Source organism: Massilia sp. PWRC2, from assembly GCF_049896725.1.
In the GTDB taxonomy this organism is placed as follows: Bacteria; Pseudomonadota; Gammaproteobacteria; order Burkholderiales; family Burkholderiaceae_D; genus JAFCUW01.
The window spans coordinates 298,221-321,047 of record NZ_JAFCUW010000006.1; the positions used below are offsets into that span (position 1 = coordinate 298,221).

Annotated in this window: 23 protein-coding genes; 8 read left to right on the forward strand and 15 right to left on the reverse strand. The window is 64.2% G+C overall.

What is annotated here, in order from left to right:
• Positions 1-6: 6 nt before the first annotated feature.
• The 5 genes from ACP7BZ_RS14310 (at position 7) to ACP7BZ_RS14330 (ending at position 3,370) form a co-directional block, all read left to right on the forward strand.
• Positions 7-585 (forward strand): DUF924 family protein, encoded by a 579-nt coding sequence (locus ACP7BZ_RS14310; protein WP_426114221.1) that lies wholly within the window; start codon positions 7-9, stop codon positions 583-585.
• Positions 586-1,404 carry a Rossmann-like and DUF2520 domain-containing protein gene (locus tag ACP7BZ_RS14315; protein WP_426114223.1) on the forward strand — a complete coding sequence of 273 codons (819 nt, stop codon included), beginning with the start codon at positions 586-588 and terminating at the stop codon, positions 1,402-1,404. It abuts the gene before it with no gap.
• Entirely contained in the window at positions 1,401-1,907 is a 507-nt protein-coding gene (locus ACP7BZ_RS14320) for a GNAT family N-acetyltransferase (RefSeq protein WP_426114225.1), read from the forward strand. The genes ACP7BZ_RS14315 and ACP7BZ_RS14320 overlap by 4 nt, the downstream gene beginning before the upstream one ends.
• Positions 1,904-2,509 (forward strand): alpha-ketoglutarate-dependent dioxygenase AlkB family protein, encoded by a 606-nt coding sequence (locus ACP7BZ_RS14325; RefSeq protein WP_426114227.1) that lies wholly within the window; start codon positions 1,904-1,906, stop codon positions 2,507-2,509. Before ACP7BZ_RS14320 ends, ACP7BZ_RS14325 begins: the two co-directional genes overlap by 4 nt.
• A gap of 300 nt (positions 2,510-2,809) precedes the next feature.
• Positions 2,810-3,370, forward strand: coding sequence for a porin family protein (locus ACP7BZ_RS14330; protein WP_426114229.1), 561 nt, complete (start codon positions 2,810-2,812; stop codon positions 3,368-3,370).
• Positions 3,371-3,455: 85 nt separating this feature from the next.
• Here ACP7BZ_RS14330 and ettA read toward each other — a convergent pair whose 3' ends face one another.
• Both ettA and rarD read right to left on the reverse strand, forming a co-directional pair.
• Complete coding sequence (gene ettA / locus ACP7BZ_RS14335) at positions 3,456-5,123, reverse strand: energy-dependent translational throttle protein EttA (protein ID WP_426114231.1); 1,668 nt, start codon at positions 5,121-5,123, stop codon at positions 3,456-3,458.
• A 77-nt stretch (positions 5,124-5,200) separates the two neighbouring features.
• Positions 5,201-6,076 carry an EamA family transporter RarD gene (rarD, locus tag ACP7BZ_RS14340; RefSeq protein ID WP_426114233.1) on the reverse strand — a complete coding sequence of 292 codons (876 nt, stop codon included), beginning with the start codon at positions 6,074-6,076 and terminating at the stop codon, positions 5,201-5,203.
• A 568-nt stretch (positions 6,077-6,644) separates the two neighbouring features.
• Here rarD and ACP7BZ_RS14345 point away from each other — a divergent pair.
• On the forward strand, positions 6,645-8,522 hold the full coding sequence (locus tag ACP7BZ_RS14345; RefSeq protein ID WP_426114235.1) for a potassium transporter Kup: 1,878 nt from the start codon (positions 6,645-6,647) through the stop codon (positions 8,520-8,522).
• Between the two features lie 101 nt (positions 8,523-8,623).
• A complete protein-coding gene (locus ACP7BZ_RS14350; RefSeq protein WP_426114237.1) occupies positions 8,624-9,055 on the forward strand; it encodes an FKBP-type peptidyl-prolyl cis-trans isomerase in 432 nt (143 codons plus the stop codon).
• Between the two features lie 70 nt (positions 9,056-9,125).
• On the opposite strand, the gene ACP7BZ_RS14355 is transcribed toward ACP7BZ_RS14350, so the two are convergent.
• The 10 genes from ACP7BZ_RS14355 to ACP7BZ_RS14400 all read right to left on the reverse strand — a co-directional run bounded on the left by ACP7BZ_RS14355 (position 9,126) and on the right by ACP7BZ_RS14400 (position 19,861).
• Complete coding sequence (locus ACP7BZ_RS14355; protein WP_426114239.1) at positions 9,126-9,659, reverse strand: cytochrome b; 534 nt, start codon at positions 9,657-9,659, stop codon at positions 9,126-9,128.
• 87 nt (positions 9,660-9,746) lie between these two features.
• Positions 9,747-10,232, reverse strand: a complete 486-nt coding sequence (locus ACP7BZ_RS14360) for a GNAT family N-acetyltransferase (protein ID WP_426114241.1) — start codon at positions 10,230-10,232, stop codon at positions 9,747-9,749.
• Positions 10,229-11,272: a histone deacetylase family protein gene (locus ACP7BZ_RS14365; RefSeq protein ID WP_426114243.1), complete on the reverse strand. Its 1,044-nt coding sequence runs from the start codon at positions 11,270-11,272 to the stop codon at positions 10,229-10,231. Before ACP7BZ_RS14365 ends, ACP7BZ_RS14360 begins: the two co-directional genes overlap by 4 nt.
• Positions 11,273-11,323: 51 nt before the next feature.
• Positions 11,324-12,916 (reverse strand): glutamate--cysteine ligase, encoded by a 1,593-nt coding sequence (gene gshA / locus ACP7BZ_RS14370; RefSeq protein ID WP_426114245.1) that lies wholly within the window; start codon positions 12,914-12,916, stop codon positions 11,324-11,326.
• A gap of 253 nt (positions 12,917-13,169) precedes the next feature.
• Complete coding sequence (locus ACP7BZ_RS14375) at positions 13,170-14,990, reverse strand: DUF885 domain-containing protein (protein WP_426114247.1); 1,821 nt, start codon at positions 14,988-14,990, stop codon at positions 13,170-13,172.
• A gap of 66 nt (positions 14,991-15,056) precedes the next feature.
• Entirely contained in the window at positions 15,057-15,887 is an 831-nt protein-coding gene (gene prmC, locus ACP7BZ_RS14380) for a peptide chain release factor N(5)-glutamine methyltransferase (RefSeq protein WP_426114249.1), read from the reverse strand.
• Positions 15,884-16,354 carry a disulfide bond formation protein B gene (locus tag ACP7BZ_RS14385; protein WP_426114251.1) on the reverse strand — a complete coding sequence of 157 codons (471 nt, stop codon included), beginning with the start codon at positions 16,352-16,354 and terminating at the stop codon, positions 15,884-15,886. The genes prmC and ACP7BZ_RS14385 overlap by 4 nt, the downstream gene beginning before the upstream one ends.
• Positions 16,355-16,536: 182 nt before the next feature.
• Entirely contained in the window at positions 16,537-17,613 is a 1,077-nt protein-coding gene (gene prfA, locus ACP7BZ_RS14390; RefSeq protein WP_426114253.1) for a peptide chain release factor 1, read from the reverse strand.
• 84 nt (positions 17,614-17,697) lie between these two features.
• Complete coding sequence (gene hemA / locus ACP7BZ_RS14395; protein ID WP_426114255.1) at positions 17,698-18,972, reverse strand: glutamyl-tRNA reductase; 1,275 nt, start codon at positions 18,970-18,972, stop codon at positions 17,698-17,700.
• 199 nt (positions 18,973-19,171) lie between these two features.
• Positions 19,172-19,861, reverse strand: coding sequence for a response regulator transcription factor (locus tag ACP7BZ_RS14400; protein WP_426114257.1), 690 nt, complete (start codon positions 19,859-19,861; stop codon positions 19,172-19,174).
• A gap of 242 nt (positions 19,862-20,103) precedes the next feature.
• Between ACP7BZ_RS14400 and ACP7BZ_RS14405 the strand changes: the two genes are divergently transcribed.
• Positions 20,104-20,613 (forward strand): hypothetical protein, encoded by a 510-nt coding sequence (locus tag ACP7BZ_RS14405; RefSeq protein ID WP_426114259.1) that lies wholly within the window; start codon positions 20,104-20,106, stop codon positions 20,611-20,613.
• A gap of 76 nt (positions 20,614-20,689) precedes the next feature.
• Here the strand turns inward: ACP7BZ_RS14405 and minE are convergent, their stop codons facing one another.
• Genes minE through minC form a run of 3 tightly spaced genes read right to left on the reverse strand, consistent with a single transcriptional unit; the run spans position 20,690 to position 22,538 of the window.
• Positions 20,690-20,941, reverse strand: coding sequence for a cell division topological specificity factor MinE (gene minE, locus ACP7BZ_RS14410; protein ID WP_426114261.1), 252 nt, complete (start codon positions 20,939-20,941; stop codon positions 20,690-20,692).
• 1 nt (position 20,942) lies between these two features.
• On the reverse strand, positions 20,943-21,758 hold the full coding sequence (gene minD / locus ACP7BZ_RS14415; RefSeq protein ID WP_426114263.1) for a septum site-determining protein MinD: 816 nt from the start codon (positions 21,756-21,758) through the stop codon (positions 20,943-20,945).
• Positions 21,759-21,782: 24 nt separating this feature from the next.
• Positions 21,783-22,538, reverse strand: coding sequence for a septum site-determining protein MinC (gene minC, locus ACP7BZ_RS14420; protein WP_426114265.1), 756 nt, complete (start codon positions 22,536-22,538; stop codon positions 21,783-21,785).
• Positions 22,539-22,827: the final 289 nt, after the last annotated feature.

The following is a 22,827-nucleotide window of genomic DNA, read 5'->3' on the forward strand; positions in this document are numbered from 1 at the left end:
TTGCCCATGCAAGCACAAGACGTTCTCGATTTCTGGTTTTTACCGGCCAGTGACCCGCAATACGGCGGCGAGCGGCCACAGTGGTTCCGCAAGGACGACGCCTTCGATGCCGCCATTGGCGCGCGCTTTGGCACCGTCATCGATGTGGCCGTCGCCGGTGGCTTGCGCGAGTGGGATGCGGGTGGCCCGGAAGGGGTGCTGGCGCGTATCCTGGTGCTCGACCAGTTCACCCGCAATGCGCAGCGGGGCCAGCCGGCGTCGTTTGCCGGCGACGCGCTGGCGCTGGCCGCTGCCACGGCGCTGGTCGACAGCGGCGTCGATACCCGCCTGACGCCGTACCAGCGCTGGTTCGCCTACATGCCATTCGAGCACGCCGAAGACGCCCGCATGCAGGAGCGCGCCGTCAGCCTGTTTGCGGCGCTCGCCGGCGTCGACGCCCGTTGTAACGGCGCCCTCGACTACGCCGTGCGACACCGCGCCGTGATCGCCCGCTTTGGCCGCTTCCCGCACCGCAATGCCATCCTCGGGCGCGCCTCCAGCGCCGATGAACTGGCTTACCTGCAGTTGCCCGGCGCCGGTTTTTAAATGACCCCGCCCGCCGTGCTCACCCTCAACCTGATCGGCGGCGGCCAGCTCGGTCGCGCCATGGGCCGGCTGTTCGCCAGCAGCGGCGCCTGCATCGTGCAGGACGTGCAGACCCGCTCACTGGCCAGCGCCGCCGCCGCCGTCGCCTTTATTGGCGCGGGCCGCGCCGTCGCCCCGCAGGCGCCGCTGCGGCGCGCCGACATCGTCCTGCTGGCGGTGGCCGATGACCAGATCGAGGCCGCCTGCGCCAGCCTGGCGGTGGCGGCCGGCATGGTGGTGTTTCACTGCAGCGGCGCCAGTTCGTCGGCGCTGCTCGCTGCTGCTGCTGCCGCTGGCGCCTACACCGCCAGCGTGCACCCGGTGCGCAGTTTTGCCGATCCGGCGCGGGTGGCGGCCGATTTCGACGGCACCTTTTGCGGCGTCGAGGGCGATGCGCGCGCGCTGGCCGTGCTCGCGCCGCTGCTGGCAGCGATCGGTGCGCGCAGCGTGCCCATCGATGCGGCCGCCAAGACGGTCTACCACGCCGCCTCGGTATTTGCCGCCAATTACCTGGTGACGGTGATCGACGCCGCCCTGCGCGCCTACCGCGCCGCCGGCATCGACGACGCCGTGGCGCGCCAGCTGGCGGCGCCACTGGCCACCCAGACGCTCGACAACGTGCTGCGGCTCGGTGCCCGCGCCGCCTTGAGTGGCCCGATCGCCCGCGGCGACCTGGCCACCGTCGAGCGCCAGCAGCGGGCGCTCGAGCAATGGGACCCGGCCACCGGCGCGCTGTACCGCGCGCTGGCAATTGCCACCACCGAACTGGCGCAGCGATGATGCGCCCCGCTACCGGCGCCGACCGCGCCGCCATCATGGCGCTGTACCGGCGCGTGGCGGGCGTGCCCGACGGGCTGGCGCGCACCCCGGCTGAAATCACGGCCGCGTATATCGATGGCTTCATGGCGCGCGCCGCCAGTGACGGCGTCGAGCTGGTGTGGGAAGCGAACGATGGCAGCGGCCAGCTGCTCGGCGAGATCCACGCCTCGTCGCCCGGCATCGCCTCGCTGGCGCACCTGCTCACCGACCTGACCATCGCCGTCGACCCGCAGGCGCAGGGGCAGGGCGTCGGCCGCGCGCTGTTTCAGGGCTTGCTCGAGCACGTGCTGCTGCAGATGCCGCAGATCAGCCGCGTCGAGCTGTTCGCCCGCGCCAGTAACCGGCGCGCGCGTGCTTTGTATCTGTCGCTTGGTTTTGTCGACGAAGGCGTGCTGCGCCGCCGCGTCAACAATGCGCGCGGCGAAGCGCAAGACGACACCATCATGGGCTGGCTGCGGCCGTGAACGGGCCGGACCTGTTGACGGCCGCCGATGCGCTCACGCCGATCGCCGTGCGCGACGGCCGCCTCGCTTTCATGACGCAGTTGCCGCTGCCGCTGTCGAACGCCGCCGTGCTCGAGCAGCTCATCGCCGAGACCGACTGGCGCAGCGACACCATCACCTTGTGGGGCAAGCAATTCCTGCAGCCACGCCTGACCGCCTGGTACGGCGAGGCCGCCTACCGCTATTCCGGCCTGAGCCTGGCGCCGCAGCCGTTTACTGAACTGCAGCTGCGCATCCGCGCCGCCGTCGAAGCAGCCACCGGCTGCACCTTTAATAGCGTGTTGCTCAATTATTATCGCGATGGCCGCGACAGCATGGGCATGCACAGCGATGACGAAAGTTCGCTGGGGCACGAGCCGGCGATCGCCTCGGTCAGCTTTGGCGGCGCCCGCACCCTGATTCTTAAACACAAGGCCAGCGGCGAGCGCCTGCGCCTGGCGCTGACCGATGGCAGCCTGCTATTGATGGCCGGCAGCTTGCAGCAGCACTGGTCGCACGGCATCAACAAGACTGCAAGCGAGGTCGCCGGGCGTGTCAATCTGACCTTTCGCCGCATCGTTTGAGCACTGTTGGCGCTCTCGTCACTACTTACATCTGATATGCATGGCGGCGCGCGCCGGCGCACGCCAGATGCCGCTTTATTTGATTAAATTCGTCTAAGTTTCACCAAAAGACAGTGATCTGCTGGCATTGCCTCTTGCAAATAAGTGAATGTCGGGTCAGTTATTTTCGATTTTGCTTACATTCCCTTACATTTCTTACTGAATCGCCGAGGACGTGGCCCTTCCGGTTTGCTATCTTGACTATCTCGCGATTCATTGTGAATGGCGAGCCAGACGATTAACCAGTTCAAAGGATCTCGCATGAAAAAGCTCATTCTCGCCCTCGTCGCCGCAACGGCAGTCATTGGCTCGGCACAAGCAGCCCAACCCGGCCCCTACGTCGGTGTCGGTATCGCCAACGCTGATCACAGCGCCTCGATCCCGGGCACCTCGGCGTCGAGCAGCGACGGCTACAAGTCGTCCGGCAAAATTTTCGGTGGCTATGAATTCGACCAGACCTTCGGCGTTGAGGTCGGCTACACCGATTTCCGCAGCTCGGATTACAGCTACACCCTGAACGGCGTCAACCGCACAGGTTCGAGCGACGGTAAATCCTATTATGTCGCTGGCAAGGCCAGCGTGCCGGTCAACGAACAGTTCTCCGTGTTCGGCAAGCTGGGCGCCGCCAACAACAAGCGCAACTACAGCGACTCGCTGCTCAGCGGTGACGAAAGCAAAACTGAACTGTATGCCGGCGTCGGCGCGCAGTACAACTTCAACCCCAAGGTTGCTGTGACGCTCGAATATGAGCGCTATGGCAAAAACCAGAACATCGGCGCCAAGTCCGATGTTATCACCCTCGGTGCCAAGTACTCGTTCTAAGCTGCCGGCCTGACGTCGCCGACGTCGTACCAAAAGCAAAAGCCCGCCGGATCGCTCCGGCGGGCTTTTTTGTTGGCAGCGATGCTTATACCGTCAGCGGCTTGTAGCGAATCCGCTTTGGCTTGGCGCCTTCTTCACCGAGGCGCTTTTTCTTGTCCGCTTCGTATTCCTGATAATTGCCGTCAAAGAAGGTGACCTGCGAATTGCCTTCGAAGGCCAGGATATGGGTGGCGATGCGGTCGAGGAACCAGCGATCGTGGGAAATTACCATCACGCTGCCTGCGAACTCGAGTAACGCGTCTTCCAGCGCGCGCAGGGTTTCGACGTCGAGGTCATTTGACGGTTCATCGAGCAGCAAGACGTTACCGCCCTGCAGCAGGGTTTTTGCCAGGTGCAGGCGGCCCCGTTCACCACCGGACAGGTTGCCGACGATCTTTTGCTGGTCCGAACCTTTGAAGTTGAAACGACCGAGATAGGCGCGCGACGGCATGTCGAAGCGGCCCACGGTGAGCGTATCGGCGCCGCCGGCGACGTCGTCGAACACCGTCTTGCTGTTGGCCAGGTCGTCGCGGTTCTGGTCGACGATCGACACGCGCGCCGTCTGGCCAATCGCCACTTCGCCACTGTCGGGCTGCTCTTTGCCCGTGATCATCTTGAACAAGGTCGATTTACCGGCGCCGTTGGGGCCGATGATGCCGACAATGGCGCCTGGCGGCACGGTAAACGACAGGTTGTCGATCAACAGGCGGTCGCCGAAGGCTTTCGAAACGTTCTTGAACTCGATGACTTCATTGCCCAGGCGCTCGGCGACGGGAATGAAGATTTCCGAGGTTTCATTTCGTTTCTGGTATTCGTGCTCGGACAATTCATTGAAGCGCGCCAGCCGGGCCTTGCTCTTGGCCTGGCGTCCCTTCGGATTCTGGCGCACCCACTCGAGTTCCTTGGCGATGGTTTTTTGACGCGACGATTCGGTCGCTTCTTCCTGCTTGAGGCGGTTGCTCTTTTGTTCCAGCCAGGAGCTGTAATTGCCCTTCCAGGGAATGCCATGACCGCGGTCGAGCTCGAGAATCCATTCGGCGGCGTTGTCGAGGAAATATCGATCGTGGGTGATGCCGACCACGGTGCCGGGAAAACGCAACAGGAACTGTTCAAGCCAGTCGACCGATTCGGCGTCGAGGTGATTGGTCGGTTCGTCGAGCAGCAGCATGTCGGGTTTTGACAGCAGCAGGCGGCACAGCGCCACGCGGCGCTTTTCACCGCCCGAGAGCACACCGATTTTCTGTTCCCACGGCGGCAGGCGCAGCGCATCGGCGGCCATTTCCAGTTGCAGGTTGAGGTTGCCGCCATCGGACGTCGAGATGATCGCTTCCAGACGCGCCTGCTCGGTGGCGAGCGCATCGAAATCGGCGTCTTCATCGGCATAGGCAGCGTACACGGCGTCCAGTTTGCCTTGCGCCTCGAACACTTCGCCCAGGCCCGATTCAACCACCTGGCGTACCGTCTGCTCGGGGTCGAGCTCCGGTTCCTGCGGCAGGTAGCCGATGTTCAGGCCCGGCATGGGTACCGCTTCACCCTGGATGTCGGTGTCAATGCCGGCCATGATTTTAAGCAGGGTCGATTTGCCGGAACCGTTCAGGCCCAGCACGCCGATCTTGGCACCCGGGAAGAAGGACAGCGAGATGTCTTTGAGAATCTGGCGCTTGGGCGGGACGATTTTGCCCACGCGGTTCATGGTATAGACGTAATTGGCCATTGGATTGGAATGCTCTGAGGACGGGAAGGTGCACAGCATACCGGAAAAGGGGGGCGGGCGGCCACCCCGCGGCCCTGTCAATCCTGTTTGCGTGCGCGCCACAAACCTTCGGCTGCGTACAGCGCCAGCGCGCTCCAGATCAGGCTAAAGCCAACCAGCCGGTCAGCCGTGAACGCTTCCTGGAACAGCCACACGCCCAGCAGGAACTGGATGGTGGGGCCAATGTACTGGATCATGCCCAGCACGGCCATGGGAATGCGGCGGGCGCCGGCGGCAAACATCAGCAGCGGAATGGCGGTGATGGGGCCGGCAGCGACCAGCAGCCAGCGGGTGCTGTCGTGCGGCGTGCTGATAAACACGTTGGCGCCGTGCACGGTCAGCCAGCCAACGTAGCCCAGCGCCAGCGGAAACAGCACCATGGTTTCAAAAGCGAGCCCTTCGAGCGCACCGAGGGCGGCGGTCTTGCGCAGCAGGCCGTAGCCGCCGAAGGTGGCGGCCAGCGCCAGGGCGATCCACGGCACCGTGCCCGCCTGCCAGGTCAGCCACAGCACGCCGGCAGCGGCCACCGCGATGGCGGTCCACTGCAGGCGGCGCAGGCGCTCGCCCAGCACCACGTAGCCCAGCATGATATTGATCAGCGGATTAATAAAATAGCCGAGGCTGGCGTCGATGACGTGGCCGTGGTTGACCGACCAGATATAGATCAGCCAGTTGACACTCAGTAACAGGGCGCTGGCAACGAAGCTGAACACCACGCGCGGCCGCCTGATTACTTCCGGCAACCAGCGCCACTGGCGCCGCACCGTCAGCACGATGACCAGAAACACCAGCGACCATAGCACGCGGTGCGCCAGGATCTGCCCGGCCGGTACCTCGTTGAGGGCGTGAAAATACAGGGGAAACAAGCCCCAGCTGAGGAAGGCCAGGGAAGCGTAGATGATGCCGGTGCGCATGGAGGGACGATCGAAGATTTGCCGGTTGACATTATCTCCGAATTGAACGGACCTTGCCGATTAGCATCCTCAACGCTGGTCTGGACCGATAGACAGTCTCAGCGTACCGATTGCACCACAATTTCCAGCTGCTTGACTGAGCGCACGATGTTGCAACGAGCTACACTAGCGGGCCGCCAAAGGATCAGGCGGCGGCGTGCCCGGGCAGCGCCTGAACTGCCTGTGGACAAAGCTGTGGGCAAGCCTGGTAAAAGCGGCTGACAAGCTGGTGATAAGCGGTTGATAAGCTGGTGATAAGTGGCCGATCAGCTGGTGACAAGCTTGTGGACAAGCCTGTGTACAAGCACCGATGGCAGGCTCTTGTGGCCAGCAGCACAGGCCGCCCGCGCGTGGTCGATCGTGGCGCGCGACCACAGCAGCGGCGTTAGGGCAGACTTGCGCCAGCCCCTGCTGTGCCACTGCAAAACCTTGCAACTTTGAGAGAACCTTTTGTGAACCGAAATCCACTTGCAATTTTCACCATGTGGGACTATTGTGCGATGCACCAAAACAACAATATGGTGCAATCTTGACCCCAGAACACAAGAAAGCCAGCCTGGCGACCATGACCCTGGCCGCCGTCGGCATCGTCTACGGCGATATCGGTACCAGTCCCCTGTACACCCTCAAGACCATTTTTGATCCCGAACATGGTCTGGCCCTGAATACCTTCAATCTGCTCGGCGTGTTGTCCCTGATTTTCTGGGGGCTGACCATGATCGTCGCCCTCAAATACGTCACCCTGATGCTGCGCGCCGATAACCGCGGCGAGGGCGGCATCATGGCGCTGATGGCGTTGACGCTCAGCTCGGTAACGCGCTCGTCCAAATGGTTCACGCCGCTGCTCATGCTCGGTGTGCTGGGCGCCACCATGTTTTATGGCGACAGCGTGATCACCCCGGCCATTTCCGTGCTGGGCGCCATCGAGGGCCTGGAAGTGGCGGCGCCGGCGCTGTCGCGCTACGTGGTGCCGCTGACCATTGTCGTGCTGGTGGCGCTGTACTGGGCGCAAAAGCATGGCACGGCCGGCATTGGCCGCTGGTTCGGGCCCATCATGGTGGTATGGTTCGCCGCCCTGGCCATCATGGGCGTGATCAACATCGCCGCGGCGCCGCAAATCCTGGCGGCCTTAAATCCCCTCAACGCCCTGCTGTTCATGCTGGAGAACCGCTACATTGCCTTCGTCGCCCTGGGCGCCGTGGTGCTGGCGTTCACCGGCGCCGAAGCGCTGTACGCCGACATGGGCCACTTCGGCAAGAAGCCGATCCGCGCCGCCTGGTTCATCGTGGTCTTTCCGGCGCTGGCGCTGAACTATCTTGGCCAGGGCGCGCTGCTGATCGTCCATCCGGAAGCGATTGCCAACCCGTTCTTCCAGCAGCTGGGACCATGGAGCGTCTACCCGCTGGTGCTGCTGTCGACCATGGCGGCGGTGATCGCCTCGCAGGCGACCATTTCCGGCACCTTCTCGATGACCAAGCAGGCGATCGCCCTCGGCCTGTTGCCGCGCATGCGCGTGCTGCACACCTCCGAGAGCGAGATCGGGCAGATCTACATCCCCGCCGTCAACTGGCTGCAGCTGATCGTGGTGCTGCTGGCGGTGATCGGTTTCGGCTCGTCCGACAAGCTGGCCGGCGCCTACGGCATTGCGGTGACCGCCACCATGCTGTGCACCACCGTGCTGACCTTCTTCCTGACCCGCTTCCGCTGGCATCTGCCGCTGTGGGTGTGTTTCGGCGCCACCGGCTTTTTCCTGGTCATTGACTTCATGCTGTTCTCGGCCAGCACCCTCAAACTGCTGCATGGCGGCTGGTTCCCGCTGCTGCTGGGCGCCGTGTTGTTTACCGTGATGGTGACCTGGAAGCGTGGCCGCGAACTGGTGTTCGAAAACCTGCAGAAGCACGCCATCCCGCTGGAAGATTTTCTGGCCTCGCTGTTCGTGGCGCCGCCGGCGCGCGTGTACGGCACCGCCATCTTCCTGCGCGGCGAAAGCGACGGCGTGCCGCACGCGCTGTTGCACAATCTGTCGCATAACAAGGTGCTGCACGAGCGCGTGGTGTTCCTCACCGTGCACATGCGCGAGCTGCCGTGGATCCCCGCCGAAGAACAGGCCACCGTGGTCGAACTGGGCCACAACTGCTACCAGATCAATGTCGAATACGGCTTCAAGGACGAACCGGACATTCCCAAGGTGCTGGCCCAGTGCGAGCGCCTTGGCCTGCCGTTCGAGATGATGGAGACATCCTTCTTCATCGCCCGCCAGACGGTGATCTCGGCGCCCGGCGGTGGCATGGCGCCATGGCGTGAACACCTGTATGTGGCGATGTCGCGCAATGCGCGCGGTGCCGCCGACTACTACCAGATCCCGCCGAACCGGGTGATTGAACTCGGTACCCAGGTAGAAATTTAAGGCCCTCTTTACCTGAATTTACAACTTGACGACAGGCGGCGGTAGATTGCCGCCGTGCCCCTCTGCTACACTTGCAGCGCACTTTTTAACCAAGGATTTCCATGAATTTCAAGCTTCCCCTGATCGCCGCGTTTGTTGGCGCCTTGAGCCTGTCGGCCTGCGGCGGCGGTAGCAATAGCAGCACGCCGACGACCTCCGTCAGCAGCCCGGCCAGCCTGGTCATCAACGACATTACCGTCGGCACCGGCGCCACCGTCACGGCCAGCAGCAGCGTCACCATCAACTACACGATCTCCCTGTATAAGGCCGATGCCGCCAACTTCACCGGCACCCAGATCGAAACCGGTCCGTACTCGTTCACGGTGGGTGTCAACACCATTGCCGGCGTCTCGGCCGGCATCGTCGGCATGAAAGTGGGCGGCCGCCGCGTGCTGCTGATTCCCGCCAGCCAGGCTTACGGTTCCGCCGGCTCTGGTGCGATTCCGCCGAACTCCGGCGTGGTGTTCGATATGACGCTGGTCAGCGCGAAATAAAATACCCAGCGCAGCGCGTAGTAAAAAAAAGCGGCCGCTGCGACGGGCCGCTTTTTTTCGGGGCTGCGCCCTAGCGCCGCGGCGCCCGCCCAGCCATGCGCGCCCAGAAGGCACGGCCGACCGTCGCGCTGTGCACGAGCAGTCCCAGCACGTGCAAGGCAATCAAGCCAATCAGGCACCACGCCAGCACCCCGTGCAACTGCTCCATTCGCTCCTGCCACAGGGGGGAAGCGGCCAGCGGACTGGCAAAGCGGATCAGGTCGAACACGCCGATCGGGCGGCCGCCGAACCACTGCATCAGCACGCCGCTGACCAGCATCGCCGCCAGCGTCACCATCAGCAACAGGTGGGCGGTGCGCGCCAGCGCCATCAACGGCGTCGGCGTGCGCGACAGCAGCCGCCAGCCGATGCGTAGCGCCACCAGTGGCAGCAAGCTGGTGCCGATGGCGATGTGCAGGGTGCGCCAGAAGGTGCGTGCGCTGCCGGTGGGCAGATCAATAAACACCAGGCCAATGGCCAGCATGGCCAGGATCAGGAGCGCGCCCAGCCAGTGGTTGATCCGTGAGACGGCACCGTAGGCGTGGGCAGAGTCGCGAAGTCGCATGCGCGCTCCTGTTTCATTAAACCCCAATTATGCGCAATGAATTTCCTGCACGCAACAAGGCCTGTAACAATTACGCGCCCTTTGGGATTATCGCAACATATCGATGTGCATGATGCCGTCTTCTTCATACGGCGCGCTGATGGTGGTAAAGCCAAAGCTGGCGTAAAAGCGTTCGAGGTACTGCTGGGCGCCGATTTTGATGCGCGCCTGCGGATACAGGCGTGTCAGCTGCGCCAGTCCCTTCTCTACCAGCGCGCGGCCGGCGCCGCCGCCGCGGGCGACGCTGGTGGTGAGCACGCGGCCGATCGATGCCTCGACGTACTTGGCGCCGGGCGCCAGCACTCGCAAATACGCCACCAGCTGGCGCTGACCATCGACCACGGCCCAGCCGAGCAGGTGGTGGGCATCGGTGTCAAGGCCATCAAAATCGTTCCACAGGCACTGCTGCTCGAGCACGAACACGTGCAGCCGCGCCGCCATCATGGCGTAGACGTCGTGGTTCGTGAGCTGATTAAAACTGGCCCATTGCCAGTCGATGGGGGAGGCGCTGACGGCGGCAGTATCTTCACTCATGCGGCGGTTTCAAATCCTTCGAGAACGTTGACGACATTGATGCCCAGTTCGGCGACGGCGTAGCCGCCTTCCATGACGAATACGGTGGGCAGTCCGAGGTGGGCAATTCGCTCGCCGACGCGCAGGTAGTCGCCGCTTTGCAGTGCAAAATGGGTCAGCGGATCGCCGGCGAAGGTATCGACGCCGAGCGAGACGACGAGGGCGTCGGCGCCGAACGCGAGCAGCTTGTAGCAGGCTGTCTCGAGCGCGGCAAACCACTGCGCCGAGGTGCTGCCGGCGGCCAGCGGCAGGTTCATGTTGTAGCCGGCGCCGGCGCCTTCTCCCGTTTCGTCGGCGTGGCCCAGATAAAACGGGTAGTCGCTGCGCGGGTCGGCGTGAATCGACGTAAACAGCACGTCGCTGCGCTGATAAAAAATGCTCTGGGTGCCGTTGCCGTGGTGGTAGTCGATGTCGAGGATGGCGACTTTACGGGCGCCGTCGTCGAGCAGGTGCTGGGCTGCCAGCGCGGCATTGTTGAGGAAGCAGTAGCCGCCAAAAAAATCGGCGCCGGCGTGGTGGCCGGGCGGGCGCGTCAGCGCAAAGGTGCCCCGTTCGCCCAGCCGCAGCGCGTGGGCGGCGTTGACGGCGCAGTCGGCGCCGGTCTTGGCGGCGATCCAGGTGCCGCTGGTGAGCGGTGTGCCGCTGTCCATCGAATAGAGCCCCATGCGGGCGGCAAAATTGTCTGGCTCGATGTCTGCACGCAGCGTGCGGATCGGCCATACCGAGGGAAAGGCGTCGCGCGCGGCGTTCTCTGGATCGAGCGCCAGCCAGTCGCTCCAGGCATTACGCAAAAAATGCAGGTAGCGCGGGGTGTGGATTTTTTCCAGCGACGTCAAGGGCACGCCGTGCGGCGTGACGATCTGACCGAGCCCGCGGCGGCCGAATTCGGCCACCACCATGTCGGCCCGTTCGGGCTGTTCAAAGGCGGGCACCAGCGCGCCGCGAAACATCTCGTGGCGGCCGCGGTGCTGTGCGTGGTGCTCGTTATAAAAAGCCAGCATGCGGTCCTCGCAAAAGTAAGCAGGAAGTGAGCCGGCAGGGCCGACCAACCATCACTCACAGCATAAAGTACTGGTGTTGTAGGCCGCCACAAAATCGTCGAAGGCGGGGCCGGGCGCCGCCTCGATGGCGGCCTGTTCGGCCAGCGACGCCGCGCTCATCTCGTCGAACAGCGCCAGCTCGGCCGGCATCAAGGGATCGTGGCGGAAGAACGCCGCGTGCAGTTCGCTCTGGCGCAGGCCGAAAGCGGCTGACGAGCCCAGTGCCGTCACCTCGGCCAGCACGCGCGCCGAGGGCGTCAGTGCCGGGTTGTCGATCTTGGCCTGCTGGGTCGCCAGCGAGGCTGCATGGACGCCCGCCTCGTTGTGCTGGACGTCGAGCAGGGCCGCCACCGGGGCGATGCGCTGCAGCAGTTCGCCGGCCCAGTCGCGCAGGGCGATCTGTGCATCGCCACGGGTGAGCAGCAAGCCCGGACGGCGGCCTTCCTTGACCGTGTGGGCGAAATTGCTGGCGTTGGCGGCGCTCTCGTTGACGGTGACGACAGGGCTGTCGTCGAGCGCGCAAAACAGCAGGAAGGCGTCGAGGAAGCGGCCGGTTTCCAGGCTGATGCCGACCGGCTCGAACGGATCGACATCCATGCAGCGCACTTCGATGTACTGCACGCCGCGCCGGCACAGCGCCTGGATCGGCCGCTCGCCCGTTTTGATCACGCGCTTGGGGCGGATGGTCGAGTAGTACTCGTTCTCGATCTGCAGCACATTGGTCGACAGCTGGATCCAGTCGCCGTCCTTTTTGGTGCCCAGCTGCTGGTAGGGTGCATACGGCCGGTTGACCGCATCCATCAGCGTCGAGACATAGCTTTCCAGGCTGTTTTCGTGCGGCGTCAGGCCCGACTGGGCATCGTTCTGGTAACCCAGGTCGCTCATGCGCAGGCTGGTCGCATACGGCAGGTACAGGGTGTCACTTGATAAGGTCTCGAGCTTGTGCGGGCGGCCGCGCAAGAAATCGGTCGACAGTGCCGGCGAGGCGCCGAACAGGTACATCAGCAGCCAGCTGTAGCGGCGGAAGTTGCGGATCAGGGCGATGTAGCTTTCCGACTGAAAGTCGCGCATCGCGTGACGGCGCTCCTGCGCGATGCCTTCATTGGCCGACAGCAGCTGCCAGAGGGCGTCGGGCAGCGAGTAATTGTAGTGAATGCCGGCGATGCACTGCATCGCTTTGCCATAGCGCAGTGCCAGGCCGCGCCGGTACACGTGCTTGAGCATGCCGATATTCGAGCTGCCGTAGTTGGCGATCTCGATGTGCGCTTCGTCGGGCAGTTCGCATGGCATCGATTCGCTCCACAGCATCTCGTCGCCCAGCTTGGTGTAGGCGTAGCGGTGGATGGCGTCGAGCTGGTTGAGGGTGATGCTGATGTCGTGTTCGGCCGGGGTGATGAATTCGAGCAGCGCTTCGGCGTAGTCGGTGGTGATCTGCGGGTGCGTCAGGGCGGCGCCGAGGGCGTGCGGGTGTGGCGTTTGCGCCAGCTTGCCGGCACGGTCGACGCGCAGGGTTTCGCGCTCGATGCCGCGCAAACCCTGGCCGAGCAGGGCGCGGTGATCGTCATCGTCAAGCAGTGCCAGTCGGCGGGTCAGGAGGTTCGGCACGGGTCTATCCTTTCAGGTACTGCATCTAAATATGGTGTCGGCATTGCGATGCGCGCCTAAGAGCGCCTAACAAAACCTGCATGACGGCGTGGCTCAGGCTTGCCGCACGGTCGTACCGGGTTCGCCGTCGCGCCTTGTTTCGAAGGTTTTGTCAGGCGCTCTGCAAATCGCTCTGCAAATCGCTCTGCAAATAATTGGTGCAGAGATTAACCGAAAACCGCCTTCTTCGCCCGCGCCCCTGTAAAAACTGGCGCTATTGCGCTGGCGCCGGCGCTTTGGTGCCGGCGCCCGCTGCCGCCAGCGTGGCCTGCTGCCAGCGCTCGACTTGCCGCTCGAGCAGCGCCAGCGGCAGGGCGCCGTTGTCGAGCAGCGCCGCGTGAAAGCGGCGAATGTCGAAGCGCGCACCGAGCCGTTCCTGCGCCCTCTCGCGCAAGGCCTGCAAACGCAGCTGCCCCAGTTTATAGGACAGTGCCTGGCCAGGGGCGGCAATATAGCGGTCGACCTCGACTTCGTTGTCGGCGTGCGCATTGGCGGTGTTGGCATTGAGGTACTCAAGCGCTTGCTGGCGGCTCCAGCCCAGCGCGTGCAGGCCGCTGTCGACCACCAGCCGTGCCGAGCGCAGCAAGTCCGAATTGAGATGGCCAAAGTCGGAGAACGGCTCGCCATACATGCCCAGCTCCGCCCCCAGGCTTTCGGCGTACAGTGCCCAGCCCTCGCCGAACGGTGCATACCAGCCGTAGCGGCGAAACGCCGGCAGCGCCTCGAGCTGGCGCGCGCGCGTCACCTGCAGGTGGTGGCCGGGCACCCCTTCGTGCAGCACCAGCGTCTCGGTTTCCCACAGCGGGCGGCTGGCCAGCCGGCTGGTATTGACGACGATGGCGGCGGCGCGCACTTCGCTGGCCGCCTCATAATAGGCGGCGCCCTGATCGGCGGCGCCGGCGTCGATGGTGCGCACCTCGAGCACGTCGGCCGGCACGTTGTCGAACAGGCGCGCAGCGGCCGCATTGGCGCGCGCCAGCTGGCGGCGGTAGCGTCGCACCAGTTTGTCGGCATCGCTGGCGAACAGGCGCGGGTCGCTGTTGGCAAAGGCGGCAAACTGCGTGAAATTGCCCTTGAAACCGGTGCGGGCGATGGCCGCCCCCATCGTCGCCTGCAGGCGTGCCACTTCGCGCAGACCCAGCGCGTGCACGGCCTGCGCCGTCAGCGCGGTGCTGTCGCTGAGCAGAAAACGGTAGTACTCGGCGCCCCCTGGCATGGCCAGCATGCCGACGCTGTCGCGTGCCTGCGGCAGCGCTTCGAGGCGCACGTAGTCTTCCAGTTTTTGCAGGGCGGGGATGGCGCGGTTGTTGAGGGCGCCGGCGCCGGCGGCGGCCAGTTCGAGCCGCACGGGAGCGGCAATGGTGGCGACGATTTCGCGGAACGGCCGCTCCAGCGCGCCGCCGGGGACACTCTCGCGTAACTGGCGCAGCAGCTCGGGCACCAGGCGCAGGCTGGTTTTCGGCGCGCTCCAGCCCAGCTTTTGTGCTTCGCGCATCTGCTCGATCAAGCCGTCGACGTGGGCCGGCAGCGCGTCCAGCCGCGCCAGGTAGGCGCGGTAGTCGGCTTCGTCTGTAAATGGCATTTGTACCACCAGGCGCGGCAGGGTCAGGTGCAGGCCGTCCTGGTTGGTGAGCGGCGCATAACGGTAGGGGTACAGAGCGGCGGCGCGCACGCGCCGCTCTTTCTGCTCGATGAAGACGTCGAGCGACAGGCCGGTGGCGGCGTCGAGTTGGCCGTCGCTGGCGGCGAGCAGCTGGCGCGCCTGCTCAAGTACCAGTTTTTCGTGGGCGCTGGTGGCCAGGCTGGCCGCCAGCGAGGTGTCTGACAGAAGGTGATGAAAACGCTTCTGGCCCAGCGCCGTGGCCAGCTCGGGCTGGTTTTGCAGGCGCCACTGCCAGTCGGCGGCGAACAGCGCGTGCGCCTGGCTGTCGGCGGTGTCCGTCAGTGGCGCCGGCGTGGCCACCCCCGCGCGCGCCTGCAGGGGCAACAGCAGGATGAGCGACAGCGACAAGAATGGCACAAGCAGGGCGTGCATGGGGACTCTGGGCATGCGGGCTATCGTAGCAAACATGACGAGGGCGGCGCGCCAGCCACGGCCATCTCAGGGGGCAACGCCGCCCGAGACCCGTTCGATGGCGGCCAGATCGCACCATGACTGCACCGCGCTGAAGCCGAACTGCAGCAGCAGCGCGCGCACGGCGGCGGCCTGGTCGTAGCCATGTTCGAGCAGCAGTACGCCGCCACTGACCAGGTGATCGCCGGCGCCGGCGATGATGGTGTGCAGGTCGCGCAGGCCATCGGCATGGTCGGTGAGGGCGTCGACCGGTTCGAAGCGCAGGTCGCCCTGCGCCAGGTGAAGGTCGCCGCTGGCGATATACGGTGGATTGGCGACGATGACGTCAAAGCGTGCCAGCGCTTCGCCATCGAGGGCGCCATACCAGTCGCTCTCGAGCAAGCGCACGGCGACGCCGTGGCGGGCGGCGTTGGCGCGGGCGACAGCCAGGGCGCTGCTGCTGGCGTCGAGCGCGCTGATGGCGGCGTCCGGGCGGCTGTGCGCCAGCGCCACCGCGATGGCGCCGCTGCCGGTACCCATGTCGAGCAGCGTGCCGCCTGGCGGCAGGCGCGCCAGCGCCAGCTCGACCAGCAGCTCGGTGTCAGCGCGCGGAATCAGCACGGCGTCGTTGACGGCGAAGTCGAGGCCATAAAATTCGCGCTTGCCGACGATGTAGGCGATCGGTTCGCCGGCCAGGCGGCGCGCCACCAGCGCATTGATCGCTGCCGCATCAACGGCGCTGACGGTGTTCTGCGAACCGGTGATCAGGCCGACCCGCGTCAGGCCGAGCGCGTGACCGAGCAGGATGCGGTTTTCCAGCGCCACCAGCGGCAGCGCCGCCTGCGCCGCCGCCACCGTCATGCCGGCAGCGACGCTCATCGCTGGCGCCGCGCCAGCAGGTAGATCAGGCTGAGCGTGATCAGCACGAACGACAGCGCCGACCACTGCGGGATCGATAAGCCGAGCAGGGTGTCGCGGGCGTCTTCGCACAGGCCATCGGCCTTGAACAGCCAGGGCAGCAGGGTGGCGCTGGGGATTTTGTTGAGCGCCGTTTCCATCGGGTCGATGCCGCACGACAGACCGGGGTGGGCCAGCACCCACAGGTGTTTGCCGACCACGCCGAGGCCACCGAGCGCGCCGATCAGCGCCAGCGCGGCGCCGGCTTTCGGTTTGCCAGCCCAGGCGCCGATGGCGCAGCAGACGGCGACGGCGAGGAACAGGTAGCGCTGGATCACGCACAGGGGGCACGGCAGCAGGCCCTTGACGTGCTGCAGATAGAGGGCGACGGCAACCAGGCCGAGGCAGACGGAGGCGAGGGCGAGCAGCAGGCTACGGAGACGGATCATGGCAGGATGTGAGGAAGAGGAAAGGGAGACGATTTTCGCATGGTTTTGCGGGGCCGATCAGCGCTGGCGGCAGCTTTAAGGCAGGCTTAATTGGCGACCCGAGTTGGGACCGCTACCGGGCGCAGAAGGGGGCTGGTGCGCAGTCACCTGTCCGCATGCGCCGCACCGACCACCATCGATGCTTACTCCCCCAGCGCCGCCAGCAACTCCGCCTGATGTTCGGCCGCCAGCGCATTGGTCAATTCGCTCAAATCGCCATCCATGATGAAGTCCAGTTTATATAACGTCAGGTTGATGCGGTGATCGGTCATGCGCCCCTGCGGAAAATTATAGGTGCGAATGCGCTCGCTGCGGTCGCCCGAACCGATCAGGCTTTTGCGGGTGGCCGCCTCTTTCGACTGCTGCGCGCGCAGCTGCACGTCCTTGATGCGCGCGGCCAGCACCTTCAAGGCTTGCGCCTTGTTCTTGTGCTGCGAGCGGTCGTCCTGGCATTCGACCACGATACCGGTCGGCAGGTGGGTCAGGCGCACCGCCGAATCGGTCTTGTTGATGTGCTGACCACCGGCGCCGGAGGCGCGGAAGGTGTCGATGCGCAGGTCGGCCGGATTGATGTCGACATCTTCGACTTCGTCCGCTTCCGGCATCACCGCCACCGTGCAGGCCGAGGTGTGGATGCGGCCCTGCGTTTCGGTGGCCGGCACCCGTTGCACGCGGTGGCCGCCCGATTCGAACTTGAGCTTTGAATAGACACCATTGCCGACCAGGCGCACGATCACTTCGCGGTAGCCGCCCAGGTCGGACGCCGATTCGGACACCATCTCGACCTGCCAGCGATTGCGCTCGGCGAAGCGGCTGTACATGCGCAGCAAGTCACCGGCGAACAGCGCCGACTCGTCGCCACCGGTACCGGCACGGATCTCGAGGAAGATATTGCGCTCGTCGTTGACGTCCTTCGGCAGCAGCATGGTTTGCAGGTCGATTTCGAGCGCCGCCAGGCGCGCCTTGGCCGCTTCGATTTCTTCCTGGGCGAATTCCTTCATGTCCGGGTCGCCCAGCATCTGCTGCGCCTCGGCCATGTCGGCGCTGGCCTGGCCGAACTGGCCGTACAAGGCCACCAGCGGGCCGATCTCGGCATGCTCGCGCGTCATCTTGCGGTAATTGTCCATGTTGGACGTGGCCGTCTCACTGCCCAGCAGTTCGTCGAGTTCGACAAGGCGGTTGGCCAGTTGATCCAGCTTGGCCAGCATCGATGGTTTCATAGGGGGCTTCGGAAAGAGAGAGGGGCAGCGTCATTCAACGATGCCGGCAGCGGCCGGCGCCAAGCGGAAGGTCAGACGGTGGCGCTAACGGTGGCCGCGAAACAGCTGCGGCAGCAGCGCCGCCAGGCGCGCCCGTTCGTCGCCTTCGGCGCGGTGCAGCGCCTGCTGCGGGCCGTGCAGGAATTTCGCCGTCAAGCCTTTGGAGAGCGCTTCGAGCACTGCTTCGACGTCGTCGCCGCGGGCGAGCATTTTGCGGGCCCGTTCGAGTTCGATCAGGCGCAGCGCCTCGCTCGATTCGTGCAGGTGCTGGATTACCGGTACCACCGCGCGGTCGCCGACCCAGTGCATGAACGACTGCACGCGCGTCTCGATGATCGCTTCGGCTTCGGCCACTGCCGCCTGGCGGTGTTCCATGCCGCTCTGGACCACCTGGCCGAGGTCGTCGACGGTGTACAAAAAGACGTCGTCGAGCCGGCCCACTTCCGCTTCGATATCGCGCGGTACCGCCAGGTCGACCATGAAGATGGGCTTGTGGCGGCGTGCCTTGATGGCGCGCTCGACCAGGCCGAGGCCGATCAGCGGCAGCGACGACGCCGTGCATGAAATGACGATGTCGAAGCTGGCCAGCTGCTCGGGCAGGGCGGCGAGCGTGATGGCGCGGCCGCCAAAGCGCTGCGCCAGCGCTTCGCCCCGTTCGAGCGTGCGGTTGGCCACCGTGATCGACTTCGGCCGCTGGGCGCCAAAGTGGGTGGCGCACAGTTCGATCATTTCGCCGGCGCCGATAAACAGCACGTTCTGGTCGCCCAGCTTGTCGAAGATGCGCTGCGACAGGCGCACGGCGGCGGCCGCCATCGACACGCTGTGGGCGCCGATGGCGGTGGTCGAACGCACTTCCTTGGCCACCGAAAACGAGCGCTGGAACATCTGGTGCAGATAGGTGCCCAGGCCGCCCGCTTCATCGGCCATGCGCACCGCGTCTTTCATCTGGCCGAGAATTTGCGGCTCGCCCAGCACCATCGAATCGAGGCCGGACGCGACGCGGAAGGCGTGGCGCACGGCGGCATCCTGCGGCAGCATGTACAGGTGCGGGCGCAGGTCGGCAACGTTGAGCTTGTGATAATCGGCGAGGAAGTGGGCACTCGCATCGAGACCGTTGGGGACCCGGCTGGCTGCGTACATTTCGGTGCGGTTGCAGGTCGACAGGATGGCCGCTTCGTCGGTGCCGTTGTGGTCAAAGCGGGCAAACCAGCCGCGCGCGGCGCGCACCGCCTGACCGAGCTGGTCAGGCGCCAGCGCCAGCTGCTCGCGTAGCGAGACCGGTGCGGTGGTGTGATTGAGGCCGACAGCGAGCAGTTGCATGTAAAAGGGGAGCGACGGGATAACGGCCCATTATAGCGCGGCTGTGGCGGCGGGGCGGCGGGGCGGGCGTCTGGCCGTCGTTGCCGTTCAGTTAAACAAAAATGGGACAGCCACCTTTCAGTGCCAGTCCCCAAGCGGCTGGGGCGACTGGCACCCAGGGTGCCGGTCCTATGCGTGCTTGACTGAACCGGATAACGGCCTAGCCGCCCATCTTCTCGAGGCGGTAGCCGTAACTGTAGACTGGCACCAGTCTGAAGCCATTTTCAGGGCGCAGGCGCAGCTTGTTGCGTACCCGCGAGACGTGGGTGTCCATGGTGCGCGACGGCACGGCGGTGTCGCGGATCCACACGGCTTCATGGATGAAGGCACGCGACAGGGGCCGTCCGATATTGCGGAAGAACAACAGCGCGAGCGAAAATTCCTTGTGGGTGACGTCGATCACGTTGCCGTCGATCAGCAGGCGGCCCGGGCGCGTCTCAAACACGTAGGGGCCGAATTGCAAGTGCTCGGCGCCGTTTTGCGACGGGTAGGCACGGCGCAGCAGCGCCTGCACGCGGGCCAGCAATTCGCCCCGCCGCAGCGGCTTGATCAAATAGTCGTCAGCGCCGGCGCCGACCCCTTCGACGATGTCGTCTTCGGCTGAATTGTTAGTTACAAACATCATCGGCGTCTTCGACGGCAGTTTTTCCTTGGCCCGGCGCAGCACCTCGCTGCCTGGCAGGTCACTGACGTTCCAGTCAAGGATCAGCATGTCGGTACCGTCCTTCTTCAGGCCGCCGAGTAACTCCTTGGCGCTGTCGAAGGACTGGCAAGTGTGGCCGGCACCGGAGAGCACCTGGCAAATAAGATCCGCTTGGGCGGGATCGCTATCGAGAACTGCTATGCGCATAATGGGGTATAAAAGGGCAGTGGACACTGAGATAAAAGTCTTACTCTAAGTAAGCTATCTTTTGCCGGAATATAACAGACATTTACAAACGTAGTGCTAATTTAAGTTTCAGTTTTTTGTATCCAGTGGTGACTTCGCAGGCGTGCAAATGAAACGCGTCGTCAAAGGTATACTCAACAAACAAGGTTTTCAATACCCGGTGTTGTTAGCTAGATTATTTCCAAAAAGTGAGGAAGCAAGCGATGAACGAGGCACAAACGGGTGACTGGAGCTTAATTCCTGGTAACGATCAGGCACTGTTGACAGTGCGCGAGCGTTGCCGGCAGATGGTGCGCCGGCGCGCCATGCTGGCGGCCGGCTTTTCCGCCGTGCCGCTGCCGGGGCTCGATCTGGTGTCGGACCTGACGCTGTTCACTGGTCTGATCGAGGAGGTCAACAGCCAATTTGGCCTCAGCGAAGGGCAAATCCTGCGCCTGCAGCCGAAATACCGCCTGCTGGCCTACGAGGCGGCGATCGGCGTCGGCGGCATGATGGTGGGGCGCCTGGTGACCCGCGATGTGCTGCTGCGGATCTTTAAAAAAGTCGGGGTGCGCATCGCCAGCAAGACGGCGGCCAAGCTGGTGCCGGTGGCCGGCTCGGTGGTGTCGGCGGCGATTGGTTTTACGGTGTTTCGCAAGCTGGGCTACCAGCACGTCGAAGCGTGCGTGCGGGTGGCTGAACAGTTGAACCAGGCGCGCACGCTGGGCACCTAGGGCACCTGGGTGCGGCGGCGGCGGCCCGGCCGCGGCTGAACCCCAGCCGGTCCACGGCAAGGCACTGGCGCCTGCCTCAGGCGTCCGGCAGCACCACGTTCACTTCGAGCACTTCGAGGTTGCCCTGACGGTCGAGCGAGAGCTTGATATCGTCGGCGCTGACCTTGGTGTACTTCGAAATGACTTCGATCAGCTCACGGTGCAGGGCGGGCAGAAAATCCGGCCCGGCGCGGCTGCTGCGTTCGCGCGCGATGATGATCTGTAGACGCTCCTTGGCTTCGCTGGCGCTTTTGGCCTTGGGCGGGAACAGGAAGGAAAGCAGGGCCATCTTACTTTCCTCCGAAAATACGCTGCAGGAAGCCTGGCTTTTCGTAGCTGGTAAAACGCAGCGGCAAGTCTTCGCCGAGGAAACGCGAGACCACGTCTTCGTACGCTTCAGCAACGTCGGTGCCCTTGAAGTGAATCGCCGGGTTGCCCTGGTTGGAGGCGTGCAGCACCGATTCCGATTCGGGGATGATGCCGATCAGGGGAATGCGCAGGATTTCTTGGACGTCCTGGTAGGACAGCATTTCGTCATTCTCGACCCGCTTCGGCGAATAGCGGGTAATGAGCAGGTGTTCCTTGACCGGCTCGGCGCCGCTCTGGGCGCGCCGCGACTTGGCCTGGATGATGCCGAGGATGCGGTCGGAATCGCGCACCGACGACACTTCCGGATTGGTGACGATGATCGCTTCGTCGGCGAAGGTCAGCGCCATCAGGGCGCCGTGCTCGATGCCGGCCGGCGAATCGCAGACGATGTATTCGAAACCCATGTTGATCATGTCGTGCAACACGCGCTCGACGCCTTCTTCGGTGAGGGCGTCCTTGTCGCGCGTTTGCGAAGCGGGCAGGATGAACAGGTTGTCGCAATGCTTGTCCTTGATCAGCGCCTGGTTGAGGGTCGCTTCACCATTGACGACGTTGATCAGGTCGTACACCACGCGGCGTTCGCAGCCCATGATCAGATCGAGATTGCGCAGGCCGACGTCGAAGTCGATCACGGCCGTCTTGTGACCGCGCGAAGCCAGACCGGTGGAAAAACTGGCGCTGGAGGTGGTCTTGCCGACCCCGCCCTTGCCGGAAGTCACAACAATAATTCGTGCCACGGATAAATCCTTTTCAATAGGGGGTCAAGGGCGCGCGATCGGGCCGAGCGAGCGGATATCGATGCGGTCGCCCACCAGGCGGATCTGCACGGGCTGGCGCGCCAGCTCGGGCGGAAAGCCGTCGTCGAACGTGCGGTAGACGCCGGCGATCGACACCAGTTCCGGCGTCAGCGACAGCGCAAAAATGCGCGCCTCGGCGTTGCCCGAGGCGCCGGCCAGCGCGCGCCCGTGCAGCTGGGCGTAAATATGGATACTGCCGTCGGCGATCACTTCGGCGCCGTTGTTGACGGCGGCGGTGATGATCAAGTCACAGCCGCGCGCGTAAATACGCTGGCCGGCACGCACCGGGGTGTCGATGATCATGGTGCCGAGCGCCGGCGCGCTCGACACCGGCGTAGCGGCCGGTGCCGCTAGCGGTAGTGGCGCGGCGGCCGGCGTCGGTACCGGCGCCCGCACGCCGCTGCTGCCATCGTCGAGCGACAGGCCGTGTGCCTTGATGGCCGCAGCCATGTCGGCGCTGGCGCCGCGCACGGCGACGGCGTTCAGGCGGTATTTTTTGAGCAGATCGACCAGCGCGCGCCAATCGATGGGCGGCGCCGTCGCCGCAATCGCGCTGATGTCGATGACGGCGAACTCGTCATCGAAAAAGTCGGCCACGCCGCCCGTCATCTGCTTCAAGGCGGCGTCGATGGCCAGCGCATCGGCGCTATGCAGGATGGTCGAAATGGCGACCACCGTGGAAATCTTGATTTCAATCGGCAGGGACGGACTTTTTGGCATACACGCTTTTTACGGGGGGCGGAGGAAGGCCCATTTACTGAAGGCACGTGCATTCTACTGTGAAATTTGCCGGATGGGGAGCTTCGCCATACACGTTCTGGGCGGCAATAAAGCTTTCTGGAAACAGTCAGAGTTTGAGATGGATCAGCAATTAATGCGATCGGGGTAATCCCACCTCGTTATACATAAGTCTTGGCATTGGCTCGGTCGCGTAATTTCTCCATCGTTTTGGCTGCAACGTAGACATCCTTCATTCCGAGCCAGATAGTCTTGACGCCGGGTTCGCCGT